Below are 15,878 nucleotides of genomic sequence, written 5' to 3'. Positions count from 1 at the left end.
TTGGTTTTTATTAGAATAATTTACCAATCATAATTCAAACACAATTTTAGATAGAATTTTTAGTTTTCTATATTCTGCCTGTTATTTTCTAGCAAATTAATATAAAGTCATGTAAAATTTGTATATAATATTAATCGTTCGATTATAAGAATTTAAGGAGTTTTCTCATGAAATATTCATCCCGTCAACAGCCTTCAAAACATTGGCTACGTAAGATAGACTGGATACTTGTAGCATTATTAACCATACTTGCCATTATAAGTGTTACTACGATTAGTTCAGCTATGGGTGGAGGACAATATAGTGCAAACTTTAGTATTCGCCAAATCATATATTACATATTAGGTACTATTATCGCATTAGTTATTATGCTTATTTCACCTAAAAAGATTAGAAATAATACATATATTCTTTATTTTATCTTTTGTGTACTACTTATCGGTTTACTCATATTACCTGAAACATCTATTACACCAATCATTAATGGTGCTAAAAGTTGGTATTCATTTGGACCAGTAAGTATTCAACCCTCAGAATTTATGAAGGTCATCTTAATTCTAGCACTAGCAAAGAGCGTTTCTAACCATAATCGTTTTACTTTTAATAAATCTTTTCAAACTGATTTGGTCTTGTTTTTTAAAATCATAGGAATTTCAATAGTACCAATGGCTTTAATCTTATTACAAAATGACTTAGGTACGACGCTTGTGATTTGCGCTATTATTATAGGAATAATGTTAGTTAGCGGTATTACATGGAGAATCTTAGCACCATTATTTATAGCCGCTTTTGTTTTTGGAGGAACTATTATATTAGCTATCATTTATAAACCAACGTTAATTGAGAGCCTTCTAGGTGTGAAAATGTATCAAATGGGGCGAATTAATTCTTGGTTGGATCCATATTCATATAGTGCTGGAGACGGTTATCACTTAACAGAATCTTTAAAAGCGATTGGGTCTGGTCAATTATTCGGTAAAGGATTTAATCATGGTGAGGTTTACATTCCTGAAAATCATACAGATTTTATATTCTCAGTAGTTGGAGAAGAAATGGGATTTATAGGCGCTGTAGTTTTACTACTCATCTTTTTAGCATTAATTTTTCATTTAATTCGACTTGCTACGAAAGTTGAATCTCCATTCAGCAAAATATTTATCATAGGCTATGTATCACTACTTGTCTTCCATATATTACAAAATATAGGTATGACAATCCAATTACTACCTATTACCGGTATACCATTACCATTTATTAGTTACGGCGGTAGTTCACTATGGAGTTTAATGGTTGGTATAGGTGTCGTCTTATCTATACATTTCCATCAAAGACAAACAATGCCTAATAAAGAAGCGTAATCACATTTAAAAGTGATTACGCTTCTCCCTTTATCAATTGCTAGCAGACTATTTAAGTTCTTGGCGCACAGGTGTTGTAGCTGGCAATGTATTAATAATGTCTAAACGAGTTTTAGTTTTTTTAATATTCACACCTAATGACGATAATAATTTAACAACATTTTGCAATTTATCCGAATTACTCATGGCTTTCACCTCGTTTTATGACTTCAAAGTTATACTACCCCAATTATCGATGTTTTACTACATTAATTCAGCATAAAATTGATATTTAACAAAATTATTTTAATTTATCAACCTAATACCTTATAACCATCATCATAAATTTCTTTTTCAATACTATTTAAATTCGTTGGTGTTTCATAAGAAATTTTAACTAATTGGTCATTTAGTTTTACAATTACTTCATCTACACCTATCATCTTCTCAAGTCTATGTTGGAGCGAATTAGCTTGCTCTTCAGTATTTAATTCACTAATTCTAATTTCACTAAAGTTCATTTAATTAACCCCTAATCTTTCATTAATTTTTGAAATGTCACTAACAATTCTTCCATCGCTTCTTCTTGAGCGCCGTTATTCACTTTATCCATGATACAGCTTTTCATATGATGATCTAGCAACTTAGTGGCCACACTATTTAATGCAGATCTTGTAGCTCTAATTTGAGTTAGCACGTCATCACAGTATACATCTTCTTCAATCATGCGATTAATCGCTCTAACTTGCCCTTCAATACGATTTAGTCTTGATTTTAAATTCATTTTAATTTGTTTGGAATGATGTGCATTTTCATGATTATTCAAGGTCGTCACCCTTTCTAATAGTACTATCATATCGTATAATTTACCTTCATATTCGTCAAACACTGTAACTTATTTTCATGAAAAAGAGTCATGCTATTTAGTTAATGCCATGATACAATTAAGTTTAAGAAAGTACTAGACTTATCTTATTCTTGCAAGAATTAAAAAATAAACAGGAGGCGTACTATGGTAGAAATATATTCAATGTCTTTCACGCATTCCTCATTGATTATTAATATCATTTTAATTGCTGCCTTTATATTAAACTTAATTTTTGCGTTTGTTATTATCTTTATGGAGCGCCGTAGTGCTGGTTCAATATGGGCTTGGCTACTTGTTTTAGTATTTTTACCAATTATAGGGTTTATTTTATATTTACTATTAGGACGCCAAATTCAAAGCAATCGTATTTTTAAATTGAAAAAGGAAGACCGTAAAGGGCTTGCTATGATTGTCGATGAACAAATTGAAGCATTAGAAAGCGACGATTTCTCAAAAGGTAATCATCAAATTGTTAAGTTTAAAGAAATGGTACGCATGTTACTTTTTAACAATGCTGCATTCCTTACTACTGATAATCAAATCAAGATTTATACTGATGGCCATGCAAAATTTGATGCATTATTAAGTGATATTAAAAATGCAAAGGATTATATACATATTCAATACTATATTTTCAAAAGTGATGAATTAGGTCATCGAATTCTCTCAGCACTTGAGGATAAACTTGATGAGGGCTTAGAAGTTAAAATGTTATACGATGATATGGGATCAAGAACTTTAAGAAAAAAAGATTTAAAACACTTCCGTCAAAAAGGTGGACATGTTGAATCTTTCTTCCCTTCTAAACTCCCACTTATAAATCTCCGTATGAATAACCGAAACCATAGAAAAATAGTTATTATTGACGGTAAAATTGGTTATGTTGGTGGTTTTAATGTAGGCGACGAATATTTAGGTAAAGATAAAAAATTTGGATATTGGCGGGACACTCATTTGCGATTAGAAGGAGATTCTGTAAACGCACTTGAACTGAGATTTATATTAGATTGGAATTCACAATCAAACCGTGATTCAATCGAATATGAAGATCGTTATTTTCCTGATGTAGACTCTGGTGGAACAATAGGTGTACAAATTGCCTCAAGTGGTCCTGATGAAGATTGGGAGCAAATCAAATATGGTTATTTGAAAATGATTTCTTCAGCTAAACAATCTATTTATATTCAATCACCCTATTTTATTCCTGATCAAGCCTTCATTGATGCAATTAAAATAGCAGCTTTAGGTGGTGTAGAGGTCAATATCATGATTCCTAATAAACCTGATCATCCTTTTGTTTATTGGGCTACCTTAAAAAACGCAGCTTCTCTATTATCAGCTGGTGTGAAAATCTATCATTATGATAATGGTTTCTTACACTCCAAAACATTAATTATTGATGATGAAATTGCTTCAGTAGGTACTGCCAACATGGATAATCGTAGTTTTACATTGAACTTTGAAGTAAACGCATTTATCTATGATGAAGCAATTGCAACTCAACTAAAAGAAGCATTTATTCAAGATATGAAAGTATCCTACCGACTCACTGAAGACTTATATAATAAACGAAGCCTGTGGATTAAATTTAAAGAAGGTATATCTCAATTACTTTCACCTATTCTATAGATAATTTAGATATAGTAGTTTAAAAAATTACATTGAAAATATTATAGACTTAAAATAATACTTTAGTCCCGAACTTATCTGAACAATAAGGAGATTAAAATGAATGTAACACGACAAATAGAATTAGCGCATCGTTATATGAAAAATTTTCATAAAAATGATTATTCTGGTCATGATATTGCACATGTAGAACGTGTAACGTCACTAGCTCAAACAATCTCTAAATGCGAGCAACAAGGAGAATATTTAATTATCACATTATCTGCATTACTTCATGATGTCATTGATGATAAGTTAACAAATAAAGCCAATGCTTTAGATCGTTTAAAAACATTTTTAAAGAACATTCGTGTATCTTTTGATCAACAAAAAAAGATTATTTACATCATTCAGCATTTAAGTTATAGAAATGGACAAAATAATCATGTAGACCTTCCTATTGAAGGACAAATTGTAAGGGATGCTGATCGACTAGATGCGATTGGTGCTATTGGTATTGCTAGAGCATTTCAATTTTCAGGCCATTTTAATGAGCCAATGTGGACAGAATCACCACATAGAGACATACCTAATATTGAAACGATTACTAATTTAGAACCTTCAGCTATACGTCACTTTTATGATAAATTATTAAAATTAAAAGATTTAATGCATACTGAAACTGGTCGAAAATTAGCTAGAGAAAGACATGCGTTTATGGAACAGTTTTTAAATTAATTTTATAAAGAATGGCATATATAAAAAAAGGTCGATACCCTACGTAAGGATATCGGCCTTTTTACTTACTAGTTTCAATTAAACTAATTTATTTTTTCTTTTTATTATTCTTAGAAACGACTTGAGTGTTTTTACCTTTTTTATTTGAGTTACTATTATTTTCCTCAAATTTTTCAATCATTGGTGCAACTTCTCTTCGAGCAACTTTTTCATAGTACATATTGGCGAAGTATGTTTGAACAATCAAGAATGCCGCACTGACTGACCAATATAAACCTAAAGCTGAAGCCGAACTTAATGAAATCCAAATAATCATGATTGGTGATACAATCATCATCATATATGTCATTTGACGTTGTTCTTGAGGCATTTGCTTACTTGATACCCAAGCTTGGATAAAGTAAAGCACACCGGCAATAATAGTAATCCAAATATCAGGATGTATTAAATTAAACCATAAGAAGTGAGGATGTTCTGCAATACCGCCACCAATACGGTAACGTAATACAAAGTATAATCCCATGACAACTGGCATTTGAATTAATACAGGTAAACATCCTAATGCACTCTTCATTGGATTAATATCGTATTTCTTATAAACTTCCATCATTTCTTGGTTTGCTGCCATTTTCTCTTCTTGAGTACGTGCACGTTTAACTTTCTCTTGCACGCCATCAACTTCTGGTTTGGCAACTTTCATTTTTTCACGCATCAAATGACTATTTTTATAGTTTGATAGCATGAATGGTAACAAGATAATACGTATTACTAAAACTAATACGATAATTGCAATACCGTAGTCATCGTTAAATACTGAATGGCCTAACCAATGTAATACTTTAGACATTGGTTCTACGAATGTATTATAGAAAAATCCATCTCTATTACTAGATTTAGAATAGTCACATCCGGCTAAAAAGACCATTACCCCTAATAACAAAGGTAGTAACGCTTTCTTCTTCATTTTTACACCTCTATTGATATATTCACATAGAGATTATTTTATCATAGTAACCGTGTACTGGAAAACAAAAAAAGAAAAATTTTATTATTTATTTGAAATAACTTTTCATTTTAGTAACAGTCTTGTCAATATTATGACTACGTGCAATCGCTGAAATAACTGAAACACCATCTGCACCATTTTGAGAAATAGGTTCAATATTGTCTTCTGTTATGCCTCCAATTGCTACCATTGGTAACGAAGGATTGATGTTCTTTAATTTAGCAATCATTGAAGGACCTACTGGTGCGTTAGCATCATCTTTAGAGATTGTTGCAAACATAGGTCCAACTCCAATATAATCAACATGTTCTAAATCCGAATGGTAATATTCTTTCTCATTTCCAATGCTAAGCCCAATGATTTTATCTCTAAAACGTTCAGCAAAAGACTTCACATTTACATCATCTTGCCCTACATGAATACCGTCTGCATTTATTTTTTCAGCTAAATCAACATCGTCATTTACAATAAATGGTACTTGATAGTCATGACATAGTTTTAATAAATCAATTGCTAAATCTTCTTTCGCAACACCATCTAATGATGTTGGCCCCTTTTCACGGAATTGAAAAAGGGTAATTCCAGCTTCTAAAGCTTGCTTTAGTATTACTCTAATATCTTTTCCTTCTGGAACATCTTGCGTACCGCAAATAAAATAAACGTTTAATAATGATGAATTAAACATATTATTCAACCTCTTGTCTTTTGACTTGGTGTTGGTAAGTATTAAAGTCAATGTTATACATTTGATCTAATAGTTTGGGTAAAAATGTACCTGGTCCATTCACTTGTTGATCCTTTTCAGCAAGTTCAGCTGCAATATTATAAATGCTCACTGCTTCTTCTAACACTTGTAGTGTTGGATTTTCTTCTCTAAATAAGAAACTCGCTACAATACCACCGAGTAAACATCCAGCACCAGTAATTTTAGCTAATAAAGGTGACCCATTAGATAACTTGACAACTTTGCCACCTTGGACAACAACATCATCTTTACCTGTTAACACGATGGCTGTATTCAATTCCTCATGGACTCTCTTAGCTATTTCAACAACATCTAAGTCAGTTTCACCATCTGTACCTTTCATCGTTGTAGTCGCATCTACTAACGTTAAAATTTCTGAGGCATTTCCTTTAATTACTGATACTTTCACTTCTGATAAGAATTTTTGGCAAAATGCTTTACGATATGAAGATGCACCAACTGCCACTGGATCAAATACAATCGGTGTTCCTTGTTGATTCGCAATTTTACCAATTTCCAATATGTCTTGTTCATTTGCTTTAGTCATCGTGCCAATATTAATAAGTAATGCACCAGCGACTTTATAAAATTCTCTCGCTTCTTCAGGTGCTTCACTCATTGCTGGGCTCGCGCCGATACTGAGTAAACCATTGGCTGTAAAATTCTTCACGACATCATTTGTATAACACACAACTAGAGGGTTCTCTTGTCTCAAACGTTCTAAGTTATTCATCATCTAAACCTACTTTCTTCATATAGGCAAAATGGTTTACCGGCCCTCTACCCTGACCAATCTCTGGCGTATATTGAATACTTAATGAAATAAATTTCTTAGCTTTTTTTACCGCTTCATAGATTGATTTACCTTTTGCAAGTTCTGCAGTAATTACCGCTGAAAATGTACATCCGGTGCCGTGAGTATGTTTTGTATCAAAGCGTTGATCTTCAAAAGTATATACATCATCCTTAGTAAACAAGAAATCTTTGGCATTGTTTAAATCAGTAGAATGCCCACCTTTTATTACGACGCCTTTACTACCTATCTCGTTAATAAATATGTTACCAGCTTTTCGTATATTTTCTTCAGTGTCTAGTTTGATACCTGTAATTTCCTCTGCTTCAGGAATATTAGGTGTGACGACATCTGCTAAAGGTAGTAATGTATTCTGTAAATGTTTCTTAGTATCATCATCCATGAGTGAATCACCACTTTTAGCAAGCATAACTGGATCAATAACGTATGGAATATCTGAGTGTTGTTTCAAATAATGTTGGATTAACTCCATTGTTTCATGAGTTGCAATCATGCCTGTCTTAATAGCATGTGGTAATTCATCATTAAAGACACTGTCTAATTGTTCTTGTACCCAACTTGTCTCAAGATTATGGATATGTTGAACGCCTTTAGTGTTTTGCGCAACGATACTTGTAATCGCTGCCATACCGTAGACGCCACAGGCATGAAATGATTTTAAATCGGCCATCACACCAGCGCCACCTGATGGATCGGTTCCTGCAATTGTTAAAGCAATTTTGGGTTTATGCATTTTTATCGCCTCCGAAGTTCCACTGTTCATTAATATAAGCCATATTAAAGAAATTACGTTCATGTACGGTACTTTGTAAGAAACTTTCTTTAATATCTTTCTTCTCTTGTTCTGTACAATTTGTTGTTAATTTATCTAATAAATTATCAAATACTTCAATTAATGGTCGCATTTCTGTACTATAGAAATCAAACCATTTTGCTGTAACAGAATCTCTATTTAGGTTTTGATCCTCTAATGCCATTTTAGCTACTACTTCATATACATAAGGACAAGGTGCCATTGCAGCTATAGTATACGCAGCATTTTCATGAGCATATGCGTGATAATACATATGTTTAATGTAATGATCTCCACTAGGTGGCCATACTTTTTCTTTAACAATTTCTTCATAAGGTTCATTGATATAATCTGCTAGGATTTCATGTGCCTCAACCTCACCATCAAGCATAAATTCAATTTGTTCAACTAAAAATTTAACATCCTTCATTGATGGCGCTTTTGGGATAAGAAGTGCATATAAATTTGTAAATTCTTTCAAATATGACGCATCTGCTCTTAAATATTGACGTACTGCTTGAGCATCTAAATCCCCTTTTAATAGGTCTTGTATAAAGCCATCATTATAAATTTCTTCAATAATAGGTTGCGCAGCCTCTTTAATCTCAGTTGAAAATGTCATATTAATCCTCCTTAAAATTAAAAAATGCTACATTTCAACGTAGAAATGTAGCTATCATTCAATAAAGAGAACGTAACATTTACATAACTACTTTCCTACGTTGGTACTAACCAAATCAGGTTATAAGGGTCTGAATTAATCATCTCAGCCATTTACTATGGCTCCCCTAGTAGCATTAATTTATTAATTTAACAATATCAAAATGACTGCGTTTTATCAAACAAAACAAAAAAGAGTGGAACAAAATTCACTGTTCCACTCTTACTTTAAATGATTAAATTACTATATTATGCAGTTACCCATTGTGAAGCGCCTGCAGTGTTATATAATTTAACTGCTGCAGCATCTTGTACGTGTTCAGGAGCTTGTGCTGGTGAAACACCTTTATATTCATCAGGAGCTACTGAATCCCAAGTAGATTGTAAGAATTGATATTTACCTGCTGCACCTGAACTTGGGTTGATAGCAGTAATGTCGCCACCAGATTCACGTTGTGCAATTTGTTGTAAATGACTGTTAACATTTACAGAAGAACCACTTGAAGCATTGTTATTTGAAGAACTTGAGTTAGAAGTTGTAGCTTCAGTTTGTGGTTGTTGTGTTTGTTCAGTTTGAGGTGCTTGTTGAGTTTGAGTTGGTTGAACTTGACTAGATTGTTGTTGAGAACCAACTTGTTCAGCTGAAGTTTGATTAGAAACAGTTGAAACTTGTGCACTTACATCTTGTTGTTGAGAAGCTTGACCTGATTGTGCATAGTTCCAACTCCAGTTAGTACCATCTGATTCAAAATGATAAGTGAAACCTTCATAATCAAAAGTTACATTGTAAGCACCCTCTTGAATAGGGCTATCATTTAATGATTGATCATTTGATTGAGCTAATTGAGCTAATTCTGCTTTATTTACTTGAGCTTCGCTCGCATCTGCGTGTCCAGCGTTGCCAGCAACTACTCCTAAACCTACTGCTAATGATGAAGCAATAATTGTCTTTTTCATAATATATATATCCTCCTAAGAATGTTTGTGTCTTAATTAATTTTACAAGTACCACTTTAACATCCATAAAATCATAGTAGGTTACAGTGAAATAAAAAAAGACAGGACTTTTTTACATAGAAATTACATTAGTAAAACCATAATTATTTCAATTGCAAACTATCATGACAGCTTTGAATAGGTATATAAACATCTTTTCTTTGTAATATTTATGAAATCTTTCAGATAATTAAACGGGTAATTTAATAGCCTCCCTTATAAATTCTTTATATAAGAGAGGCCATGAGTATAATTAAAAGAAGTTTTTATAGTAAATAGGGATGGAGTTATTAGAAGATTATTTAACATCAATCACTTCAAGGTGATCAAAGGAATAAGCGTCTTCATCATATGAGGTGTTAGGAAGAATATTATCGTTTTTAGATTTAGGGGACATAAATTTAATTGTTTCAACATATAATTCAGTCACAAAGTGCGTTTGGCCATCTTTATCGTACTTACGAGATCTCATTTGTCCTGTAATACCAACTAAAGTGCCTTGGTCTGTATATGATTCTATATTTGTTGCTGTTTTACCAAATGCTTTACAAAAAATATAATCACAAGCTATTTCATTATTTTCATCTTTATAATTACGTTCAGTTGCAACACAGAACGTAGCTATCTTCACCTCCTCGTTTTCAAATATTTGTGCCTTTTTGGTCAATCGACCTACTATCACAATTTTATTTAGCATGTGTCACCTCCTTCTATAACTATATTATTCATTTATAATTTAGGCGTCAAAATTCTATTTTTAATATTTTTATTCCTCTTATTACACAAAGTTTGATATATTTAAAGAAAATAATTGTAAAACTCATATTAGATTATTAATAATTTCATTTTTTGCATAATTTCAAATTTTTTTGGGGATGTGATGAAGTGAAGACATTTAAAGCTGTACGTTTTCAAATCGTTAACGAAAATGGTGGAATAACTGAATTCGAGTTAGAAGATGGTGTAATCATTAATAAAGAAAATAGTGGCACAGGTTGGCTCTTAGAGGTTGTCATTTCAAATGCACATTATGAGACAATGAAAAAATATTATGATGATCAAACTTTATTGGACATTAGAGTCGTGATAACGCGTCCTTCAAATGATCCCGCTTTATTTGATGCCACAATTAAAAGCATTTCTGAATTCGAAACAACAATGTCAATAGTATTTGACTGTCATATTTATACTTTACGTCAAGTATATGCAGAGAGTTTATTAGAACAGTTAATTGATGAAGGTCTTTCTGGTGAAGAGTTAAAAATAACATTCAATCGAATGATGCAATCAAAACCAAAACTTAAAGAAGAAAAATTTGAGAGAGAATAAAAAATTGCCTCCTAACACTTTATTAAGTTAGGAGGCAATTTTTGATTATTTAAGCATCTTGAATTGCAAAAGTTAGTTCACAACTGCAAGCTAATTGTCCATCAACAGTTGCTTTAGCTGTACCTTTTCCAATCGGACCTTTAATTTTAGTAATTTCTACTTCTAACATTAAAGTATCACCAGGAGTTACTTGCTTTTTAAATCTACATTTATCAATACCAGCAAATAAAGCAATTTTACCTTTATTCTCTTCACTGTTTAGCATAGCAACAGCTCCTGTTTGAGCTAAAGCTTCAGTAATTAGTACGCCAGGCATCACAGCATAATCTGGAAAGTGTCCTTGGAAAAAAGGCTCATTACCAGATACTTGTTTTAAGCCCACACATCTTTTGCCTTCTTCATATTCAACTACACGGTCTATTAGTAAAAATGGTTGTCTATGTGGAATGATTTGTTTAATTTGATTATAATCGAAAATTGTTTCCATAATGTAAGTCCTCCAGAAGTTTATACGAAAAATATCTTATTAATCATTTACTCTTTCAATGTTAGCACCCAATGATTTTAATTTCTCATGGAAATTAACGTAACCACGGTCTAAATGTTTCAATTCAGTAACCTGAGTTGTACCTTCAGCTACTAAACCAGCTAATATTAATGCCGCAGCTGCACGTAAATCCGTTGCTTTAACTTGAGCACCTTGTAATTGACTCTTACCTTGTATTTTAGCGCTTCTGCCTTCTACAGTAATATTTGCATTCATACGTCTAAATTCGGCAACATGCATAAATCTATTTTCAAAGACTGTTTCAGTTATCACTTTATGACCTTCAGCTGTTAATAATAACGCCATCATTTGTGATTGCATATCTGTTGGGAATCCAGGATGTGGCAATGTTTTAACGTCAACTGGTTTAAGTTCATCCTCAGCAGTGACTCTTACACCATCTTCTTGGAAATCTAAATTAACACCCATTTCTTCTAGTTTATAAATTAAACTAGTCATGTGTTCCTTCACAGCGTCTCGAACAAATACATCACCACGTGTAATTGCAGCAGCTATGATAAGGGTACCTGCTTCAATTCTATCTGGAATAATTGAATGTTCAACACCTCTTAATTTTTCGACACCATGAATTGTAATAGTATCAGTACCAGCTCCGGTAACTTTACCACCCATTTCATTGATATAATTTGCTAAATCAACAATTTCAGGTTCTTTAGCAACATTTTCAATTACTGTTTTACCCTTTGCAAGTGAAGCAGCCATAATAATGTTTTGAGTTGCACCTACACTAGGGAAATCTAAATGAATATCTGTACCTTTTAAACCATCTTTTGTACTAGCATAAATATTTCCATTTTCAAGGTGAATTTCAGCACCTAGAGCTTCAAAACCTTTAATATGCTGCTCTATTGGTCGTGCACCAATTGCACAACCACCTGGTAATGCGACAATGGCATGTCCTAATCGAGCTAGTAAAGGACCCATAACCAATATGCTTGCACGCATCTTACTAACATATTCATAAGGTGCCTCTTCTTTTAATGTTGTAGATGCATCAACTAATACGGCACCTTCTTCTTTGTTATACTCCACATTAGCGTTTAATGTTGATAACACATTATTTATTGTTACAACATCACTTAGATCTGGAACGTTAACAAGTTTACTTTGACCTTCTGATGCTAACAGTGATGCAGTTAGTACTGGTAAAACTGCATTTTTAGCTCCTTCAACTTTAACTTCTCCAGTTAGGCGATTGCCACCTTTTATAACTATTTTATCCATAATAATCCTCCACTTTAAACTCCTATTACTATCATCATTTCCCGATTTTCAATCAATTATTTATTATATCCATTTTTAAAAAGAATTTACAATAAACTCATTATTGAAATAAAAATTTCACTTGTGTTGAGAATTGTAATAAATCAATTAAAAAATTACTGACAGCTGTACCCAATAATACTGCTAAAAACATTAGACAAACTTGTACTTGAGTAGCATAGCCTTTTTTAAAAAATTGATCTAATTTTAGAGAGTTTAATGCCCAATAAGCTATGCAAATACACAGAACATGTAAAATTAAGTGTACTATTGCAAATTGTCCAATATAATCCATGACATTCTCTCCTTTTAGATTTCTGTACTATATTGTACATTAAATAAGCACAGAATGATACTAATCGTGACTATGATACAACATAAAAAAGGTTTGAAAACTAAAGTTAGTTTCCAAACCTTTTTAATTATTTTAATTCTGCTACGCGTAAGCGGTTTTCAGCTCTTGCCAACGCTCTTTTAGCTCTGTTTATATCACTGTTATCCTGATCTTCTAAATGAGATTGTGCTCTTTGACGAGCTAATTTAGCTCGTTCTACATCAATTTCACTTGCAGTTTCAGCTGTTTGAACAATGACAGATATTTTATGTTGTCTAATTTCAACAAAGCCACCACTAACAGCTATATATTCAGTACCATTTCTAAAATTTACTTTTACATGGCCTGTTTTTAATGCGGCAACTGTCGGAATATGCCCGCTCATGACACCCATTTCACCAGCTGTAGTTTGAAAAACAACTAATTCAACGTCATCTTTTTCGTAGACTGAACCATTAGGAGTGACAATATCAAGATTAACTGTACTCATTATCTATACCTCCTAATTGTTTAGACTTCAACACCCATATCTTTTGCTTTGGCAATGACATCTTCCATACTTCCAACTAAACGGAAAGCATCTTCAGGAATATGGTCATATTTACCATCTAAAATGTCTTTAAAATCAGCTACTGTAGTTTTAACAGGAACGTATGAACCTTTTTGACCAGTGAATTGTTCTGCTACATGGAAGTTTTGTGACAAGAAGAATTGAATTCGACGTGCACGTTCTACAGTCAATTTATCTTCTTCTGATAACTCATCCATACCTAAAATAGCAATGATATCTTGTAATTCTCTATATTTTTGAAGTGTTGATTGGACATCTCGTGCCACTTCATAATGCTCTTGACCAACAATTGCTGGTTCTAACGCTCTTGATGTAGATGCTAAAGGATCCACGGCAGGATAGATACCCATCTCAGTTAATTTACGTTCTAAGTTAGTTGTAGCATCTAAGTGAGCGAATGCAGTTGCTGGCGCTGGGTCAGTATAGTCATCGGCTGGTACGAATACAGCTTGAATTGAGGTTACTGAACCTTTATTCGTTGATGTAATACGTTCTTGTAATTGACCCATTTCCGTAGCTAAAGTAGGTTGATAACCTACAGCTGATGGCATACGTCCTAATAATGCTGATACTTCTGAACCTGCTTGAGTAAATCTGAAAATGTTATCGATGAATAACAGAACGTCTTGTCCTTGTTCATCACGGAAATACTCAGCCATTGTCAATGCAGAAAGTGCCACACGCATACGCGCACCAGGTGGCTCGTTCATTTGACCAAATACCATTGCTGTTTTCTCAATAACGCCACTATCTCTCATTTCATAATATAGGTCGTTACCTTCACGTGTACGTTCACCTACACCAGCAAATACTGAAATACCACCATGTTCTTGTGCGATATTATTAATCAATTCTTGGATTAAAACGGTTTTACCAACACCGGCACCACCAAATAGACCGATTTTACCACCTTTGATGTATGGTGCTAATAAGTCTACAACTTTGATTCCAGTTTCAAGAATTTCTACTTCAGTAGATAATTCGTCAAAATTAGGTGATTGTCTATGAATTGGATCACGTCTTACTGAACCATCTAATTTATCTTCTAAATCAATTGTGTCACCTAATACGTTAAATACACGTCCTAAAGTTACTTCGCCAACTGGTACTGAAATGTCTTTTTCAGTGTTCTGAACTTCCATACCACGTTGAACACCATCTGTTGAATCCATGGCAATTGTACGAACAACGTCATCACCTAGTTGTAATGCAACTTCAAGCGTTAATTCAAAAGTACCATCTTCTTTGGGAACTTCGATGATTAAGGCGTTATTAATTTCAGGTACTTCATTATGTTCAAAACGAACGTCAATAACAGGACCCATAACCTGAGTTACACGGCCATTACTCATGTTGTTTCCTCCTTTTAATTATTATTCAAGTGCTGCGGAACCACCAACAATTTCTGTGATTTGTTGAGTGATTTCAGCTTGTCTAGCTCTATTATATTGTAATGATAAGTCATCAATAAGTTCAGTTGCATTATCAGAAGCATTTTTCATTGCAGTCATTCTCGCTGCATGTTCACTAGCCTTAGCATCTAAAATCGTTCCATAAATTAAACTTTCAACATATTGAGGAAGAATAACACTTAGGATAGACTCTTTATCAGGCTCAAATTCATATGAAGACATTTGGCCTTGACCTTGGCTAGAATCTTCACGAGATAATGGTAAAACTTGTTTAGTTGCTGGTTTATTTTCAAGAACACTAACATAGTGACTGTAATAAATTTTTAATTCGTCAATATGTTCTTCACTGAATAAGTCAATCGCATGTTTAGCAATTGCTTGTATTGATTTAAATGAAGGTTGATCAGGAACTTCAACAAGTGAATTCTCAATTTCATAACCTCTATTTTTAAGGAAATCAACACCAGATTGACCCAATACAATAATACTATATTCGTCACTGCTAGAATGCTTTTCTTTAATATCATTAATAAGTCGTTTTAGTACATTTGAACTATAAGCACCTGCTAAGCCTTTATCACTTGTAATAACTAGGTAGCCACTACGTTGAACTTGTCTAGGTCTAAGCATAGGATGACTAGAATTTTTACTAGCACCTGCAATTGCAGTAATAGCATCTTGCATTTTCTCCATATAAGGTTCAAATTGTTTAGTGTTTTTTTCAGCTCGACGTAATTTTGAACTTGATACCATATTCATCGCTTTGGTAATTTGTTTCATTTTTTTCGTCGATTTAATACGACCATCTATCTCTTTTAATGAAGCCATTATCTCAC

20 protein-coding genes and 1 riboswitch are annotated in these 15,878 nt (G+C 33.0%); of the genes, 4 read left to right on the top strand and 16 right to left on the bottom strand.

Features of this window, described 5'->3' with window-relative positions:
- Window positions 1–167: 167 nt before the first annotated feature.
- Entirely contained in the window at window positions 168–1,358 is a 1,191-nt protein-coding gene (locus HMPREF3265_RS10175; RefSeq protein WP_070861621.1) for an FtsW/RodA/SpoVE family cell cycle protein, read from the top strand.
- Window positions 1,359–1,406: 48 nt separating this feature from the next.
- Here HMPREF3265_RS10175 and HMPREF3265_RS12490 read toward each other — a convergent pair whose 3' ends face one another.
- The 3 genes from HMPREF3265_RS12490 to csoR all read right to left on the bottom strand — a co-directional run bounded on the left by HMPREF3265_RS12490 (window position 1,407) and on the right by csoR (window position 2,193).
- Window positions 1,407–1,544, bottom strand: a complete 138-nt coding sequence (locus tag HMPREF3265_RS12490) for an Lmo0850 family protein (RefSeq protein WP_141738622.1) — start codon at window positions 1,542–1,544, stop codon at window positions 1,407–1,409.
- A gap of 107 nt (window positions 1,545–1,651) precedes the next feature.
- Window positions 1,652–1,858: a putative copper chaperone CsoZ gene (locus HMPREF3265_RS10170; protein WP_070861619.1), complete on the bottom strand. Its 207-nt coding sequence runs from the start codon at window positions 1,856–1,858 to the stop codon at window positions 1,652–1,654.
- An 11-nt stretch (window positions 1,859–1,869) separates the two neighbouring features.
- Complete coding sequence (csoR, locus tag HMPREF3265_RS10165; protein WP_053020047.1) at window positions 1,870–2,193, bottom strand: copper-sensing transcriptional repressor CsoR; 324 nt, start codon at window positions 2,191–2,193, stop codon at window positions 1,870–1,872.
- Between the two features lie 156 nt (window positions 2,194–2,349).
- Between csoR and cls the strand changes: the two genes are divergently transcribed.
- Together cls and HMPREF3265_RS10155 are read left to right on the top strand one after the other, a co-directional pair.
- Entirely contained in the window at window positions 2,350–3,834 is a 1,485-nt protein-coding gene (gene cls / locus HMPREF3265_RS10160) for a cardiolipin synthase (protein WP_070440775.1), read from the top strand.
- Window positions 3,835–3,933: 99 nt separating this feature from the next.
- The gene (locus tag HMPREF3265_RS10155) at window positions 3,934–4,551 is read left to right on the top strand and encodes an HD domain-containing protein (protein ID WP_070861617.1); all 618 of its coding nucleotides are present in this window, start codon (window positions 3,934–3,936) and stop codon (window positions 4,549–4,551) included.
- Between the two features lie 88 nt (window positions 4,552–4,639).
- Here the strand turns inward: HMPREF3265_RS10155 and yidC are convergent, their stop codons facing one another.
- The 7 genes from yidC to HMPREF3265_RS10120 form a co-directional block, all read right to left on the bottom strand.
- Window positions 4,640–5,515 carry a membrane protein insertase YidC gene (gene yidC, locus HMPREF3265_RS10150; RefSeq protein WP_037551964.1) on the bottom strand — a complete coding sequence of 292 codons (876 nt, stop codon included), beginning with the start codon at window positions 5,513–5,515 and terminating at the stop codon, window positions 4,640–4,642.
- 88 nt (window positions 5,516–5,603) lie between these two features.
- Window positions 5,604–6,242, bottom strand: coding sequence for a thiamine phosphate synthase (gene thiE / locus HMPREF3265_RS10145; protein ID WP_053025530.1), 639 nt, complete (start codon window positions 6,240–6,242; stop codon window positions 5,604–5,606).
- A gap of 1 nt (window position 6,243) precedes the next feature.
- Window positions 6,244–7,035, bottom strand: a complete 792-nt coding sequence (gene thiM, locus HMPREF3265_RS10140; RefSeq protein ID WP_070440373.1) for a hydroxyethylthiazole kinase — start codon at window positions 7,033–7,035, stop codon at window positions 6,244–6,246.
- A complete protein-coding gene (gene thiD, locus HMPREF3265_RS10135; protein ID WP_070440371.1) occupies window positions 7,028–7,849 on the bottom strand; it encodes a bifunctional hydroxymethylpyrimidine kinase/phosphomethylpyrimidine kinase in 822 nt (273 codons plus the stop codon). Before thiD ends, thiM begins: the two co-directional genes overlap by 8 nt.
- Window positions 7,842–8,531: a thiaminase II gene (tenA, locus tag HMPREF3265_RS10130; protein WP_070440369.1), complete on the bottom strand. Its 690-nt coding sequence runs from the start codon at window positions 8,529–8,531 to the stop codon at window positions 7,842–7,844. The genes thiD and tenA overlap by 8 nt, the downstream gene beginning before the upstream one ends.
- A 75-nt stretch (window positions 8,532–8,606) precedes the next feature.
- Window positions 8,607–8,709, bottom strand: a riboswitch (TPP riboswitch).
- Window positions 8,710–8,818: 109 nt separating this feature from the next.
- Window positions 8,819–9,526 (bottom strand): transglycosylase family protein, encoded by a 708-nt coding sequence (locus HMPREF3265_RS10125; protein ID WP_070440367.1) that lies wholly within the window; start codon window positions 9,524–9,526, stop codon window positions 8,819–8,821.
- A 337-nt stretch (window positions 9,527–9,863) separates the two neighbouring features.
- Entirely contained in the window at window positions 9,864–10,262 is a 399-nt protein-coding gene (locus tag HMPREF3265_RS10120) for a single-stranded DNA-binding protein (RefSeq protein WP_070440365.1), read from the bottom strand.
- Window positions 10,263–10,450: 188 nt separating this feature from the next.
- Here HMPREF3265_RS10120 and HMPREF3265_RS10115 point away from each other — a divergent pair, with 188 nt between their 5' ends.
- Window positions 10,451–10,894: a YwpF-like family protein gene (locus HMPREF3265_RS10115; protein ID WP_011275248.1), complete on the top strand. Its 444-nt coding sequence runs from the start codon at window positions 10,451–10,453 to the stop codon at window positions 10,892–10,894.
- 49 nt (window positions 10,895–10,943) lie between these two features.
- Here the strand turns inward: HMPREF3265_RS10115 and fabZ are convergent, their stop codons facing one another.
- The 6 genes from fabZ to atpG form a co-directional block, all read right to left on the bottom strand.
- Entirely contained in the window at window positions 10,944–11,381 is a 438-nt protein-coding gene (fabZ, locus tag HMPREF3265_RS10110; protein WP_016931213.1) for a 3-hydroxyacyl-ACP dehydratase FabZ, read from the bottom strand.
- A gap of 39 nt (window positions 11,382–11,420) precedes the next feature.
- Window positions 11,421–12,686, bottom strand: a complete 1,266-nt coding sequence (murA, locus tag HMPREF3265_RS10105) for a UDP-N-acetylglucosamine 1-carboxyvinyltransferase (protein ID WP_016931214.1) — start codon at window positions 12,684–12,686, stop codon at window positions 11,421–11,423.
- A gap of 100 nt (window positions 12,687–12,786) precedes the next feature.
- Entirely contained in the window at window positions 12,787–13,020 is a 234-nt protein-coding gene (locus HMPREF3265_RS10100) for a DUF1146 family protein (protein WP_011275245.1), read from the bottom strand.
- A gap of 127 nt (window positions 13,021–13,147) precedes the next feature.
- Entirely contained in the window at window positions 13,148–13,549 is a 402-nt protein-coding gene (locus tag HMPREF3265_RS10095) for a F0F1 ATP synthase subunit epsilon (protein WP_053025287.1), read from the bottom strand.
- Window positions 13,550–13,569: 20 nt separating this feature from the next.
- Window positions 13,570–14,982, bottom strand: coding sequence for a F0F1 ATP synthase subunit beta (gene atpD / locus HMPREF3265_RS10090; protein ID WP_037551943.1), 1,413 nt, complete (start codon window positions 14,980–14,982; stop codon window positions 13,570–13,572).
- Between the two features lie 21 nt (window positions 14,983–15,003).
- Window positions 15,004–15,870, bottom strand: coding sequence for an ATP synthase F1 subunit gamma (gene atpG / locus HMPREF3265_RS10085; RefSeq protein ID WP_070440358.1), 867 nt, complete (start codon window positions 15,868–15,870; stop codon window positions 15,004–15,006).
- Window positions 15,871–15,878 lie beyond the last annotated feature (8 nt).

This window comes from Staphylococcus sp. HMSC62B09, from assembly GCF_001839115.1.
In the GTDB taxonomy this organism is placed as follows: domain Bacteria; phylum Bacillota; class Bacilli; order Staphylococcales; family Staphylococcaceae; genus Staphylococcus; species Staphylococcus haemolyticus.
The sequence above is the reverse complement of the archived record's forward strand: the minus strand, read 5'-3'. Positions and strand labels throughout refer to the sequence as shown.

Coding starts and splice junctions, on each gene's coding strand:
- csoR (WP_053020047.1), bottom strand. CDS start 2,193: ATGATAGTACTATTAGAAAGGGTGACGACCTTGAATAATCATGAAAAT.
- fabZ (WP_016931213.1), bottom strand. CDS start 11,381: ATGGAAACAATTTTCGATTATAATCAAATTAAACAAATCATTCCACAT.
- thiE (WP_053025530.1), bottom strand. CDS start 6,242: ATGTTTAATTCATCATTATTAAACGTTTATTTTATTTGCGGTACGCAA.
- cls (WP_070440775.1), top strand. CDS start 2,350: ATGGTAGAAATATATTCAATGTCTTTCACGCATTCCTCATTGATTATT.
- HMPREF3265_RS10120 (WP_070440365.1), bottom strand. CDS start 10,262: ATGCTAAATAAAATTGTGATAGTAGGTCGATTGACCAAAAAGGCACAA.
- HMPREF3265_RS10175 (WP_070861621.1), top strand. CDS start 168: ATGAAATATTCATCCCGTCAACAGCCTTCAAAACATTGGCTACGTAAG.
- atpD (WP_037551943.1), bottom strand. CDS start 14,982: ATGAGTAATGGCCGTGTAACTCAGGTTATGGGTCCTGTTATTGACGTT.
- tenA (WP_070440369.1), bottom strand. CDS start 8,531: ATGACATTTTCAACTGAGATTAAAGAGGCTGCGCAACCTATTATTGAA.
- HMPREF3265_RS12490 (WP_141738622.1), bottom strand. CDS start 1,544: ATGAGTAATTCGGATAAATTGCAAAATGTTGTTAAATTATTATCGTCA.
- murA (WP_016931214.1), bottom strand. CDS start 12,686: ATGGATAAAATAGTTATAAAAGGTGGCAATCGCCTAACTGGAGAAGTT.
- HMPREF3265_RS10125 (WP_070440367.1), bottom strand. CDS start 9,526: ATGAAAAAGACAATTATTGCTTCATCATTAGCAGTAGGTTTAGGAGTA.
- HMPREF3265_RS10155 (WP_070861617.1), top strand. CDS start 3,934: ATGAATGTAACACGACAAATAGAATTAGCGCATCGTTATATGAAAAAT.
- HMPREF3265_RS10170 (WP_070861619.1), bottom strand. CDS start 1,858: ATGAACTTTAGTGAAATTAGAATTAGTGAATTAAATACTGAAGAGCAA.
- yidC (WP_037551964.1), bottom strand. CDS start 5,515: ATGAAGAAGAAAGCGTTACTACCTTTGTTATTAGGGGTAATGGTCTTT.
- thiD (WP_070440371.1), bottom strand. CDS start 7,849: ATGCATAAACCCAAAATTGCTTTAACAATTGCAGGAACCGATCCATCA.
- thiM (WP_070440373.1), bottom strand. CDS start 7,035: ATGAATAACTTAGAACGTTTGAGACAAGAGAACCCTCTAGTTGTGTGT.
- atpG (WP_070440358.1), bottom strand. CDS start 15,870: ATGGCTTCATTAAAAGAGATAGATGGTCGTATTAAATCGACGAAAAAA.
- HMPREF3265_RS10095 (WP_053025287.1), bottom strand. CDS start 13,549: ATGAGTACAGTTAATCTTGATATTGTCACTCCTAATGGTTCAGTCTAC.
- HMPREF3265_RS10100 (WP_011275245.1), bottom strand. CDS start 13,020: ATGGATTATATTGGACAATTTGCAATAGTACACTTAATTTTACATGTT.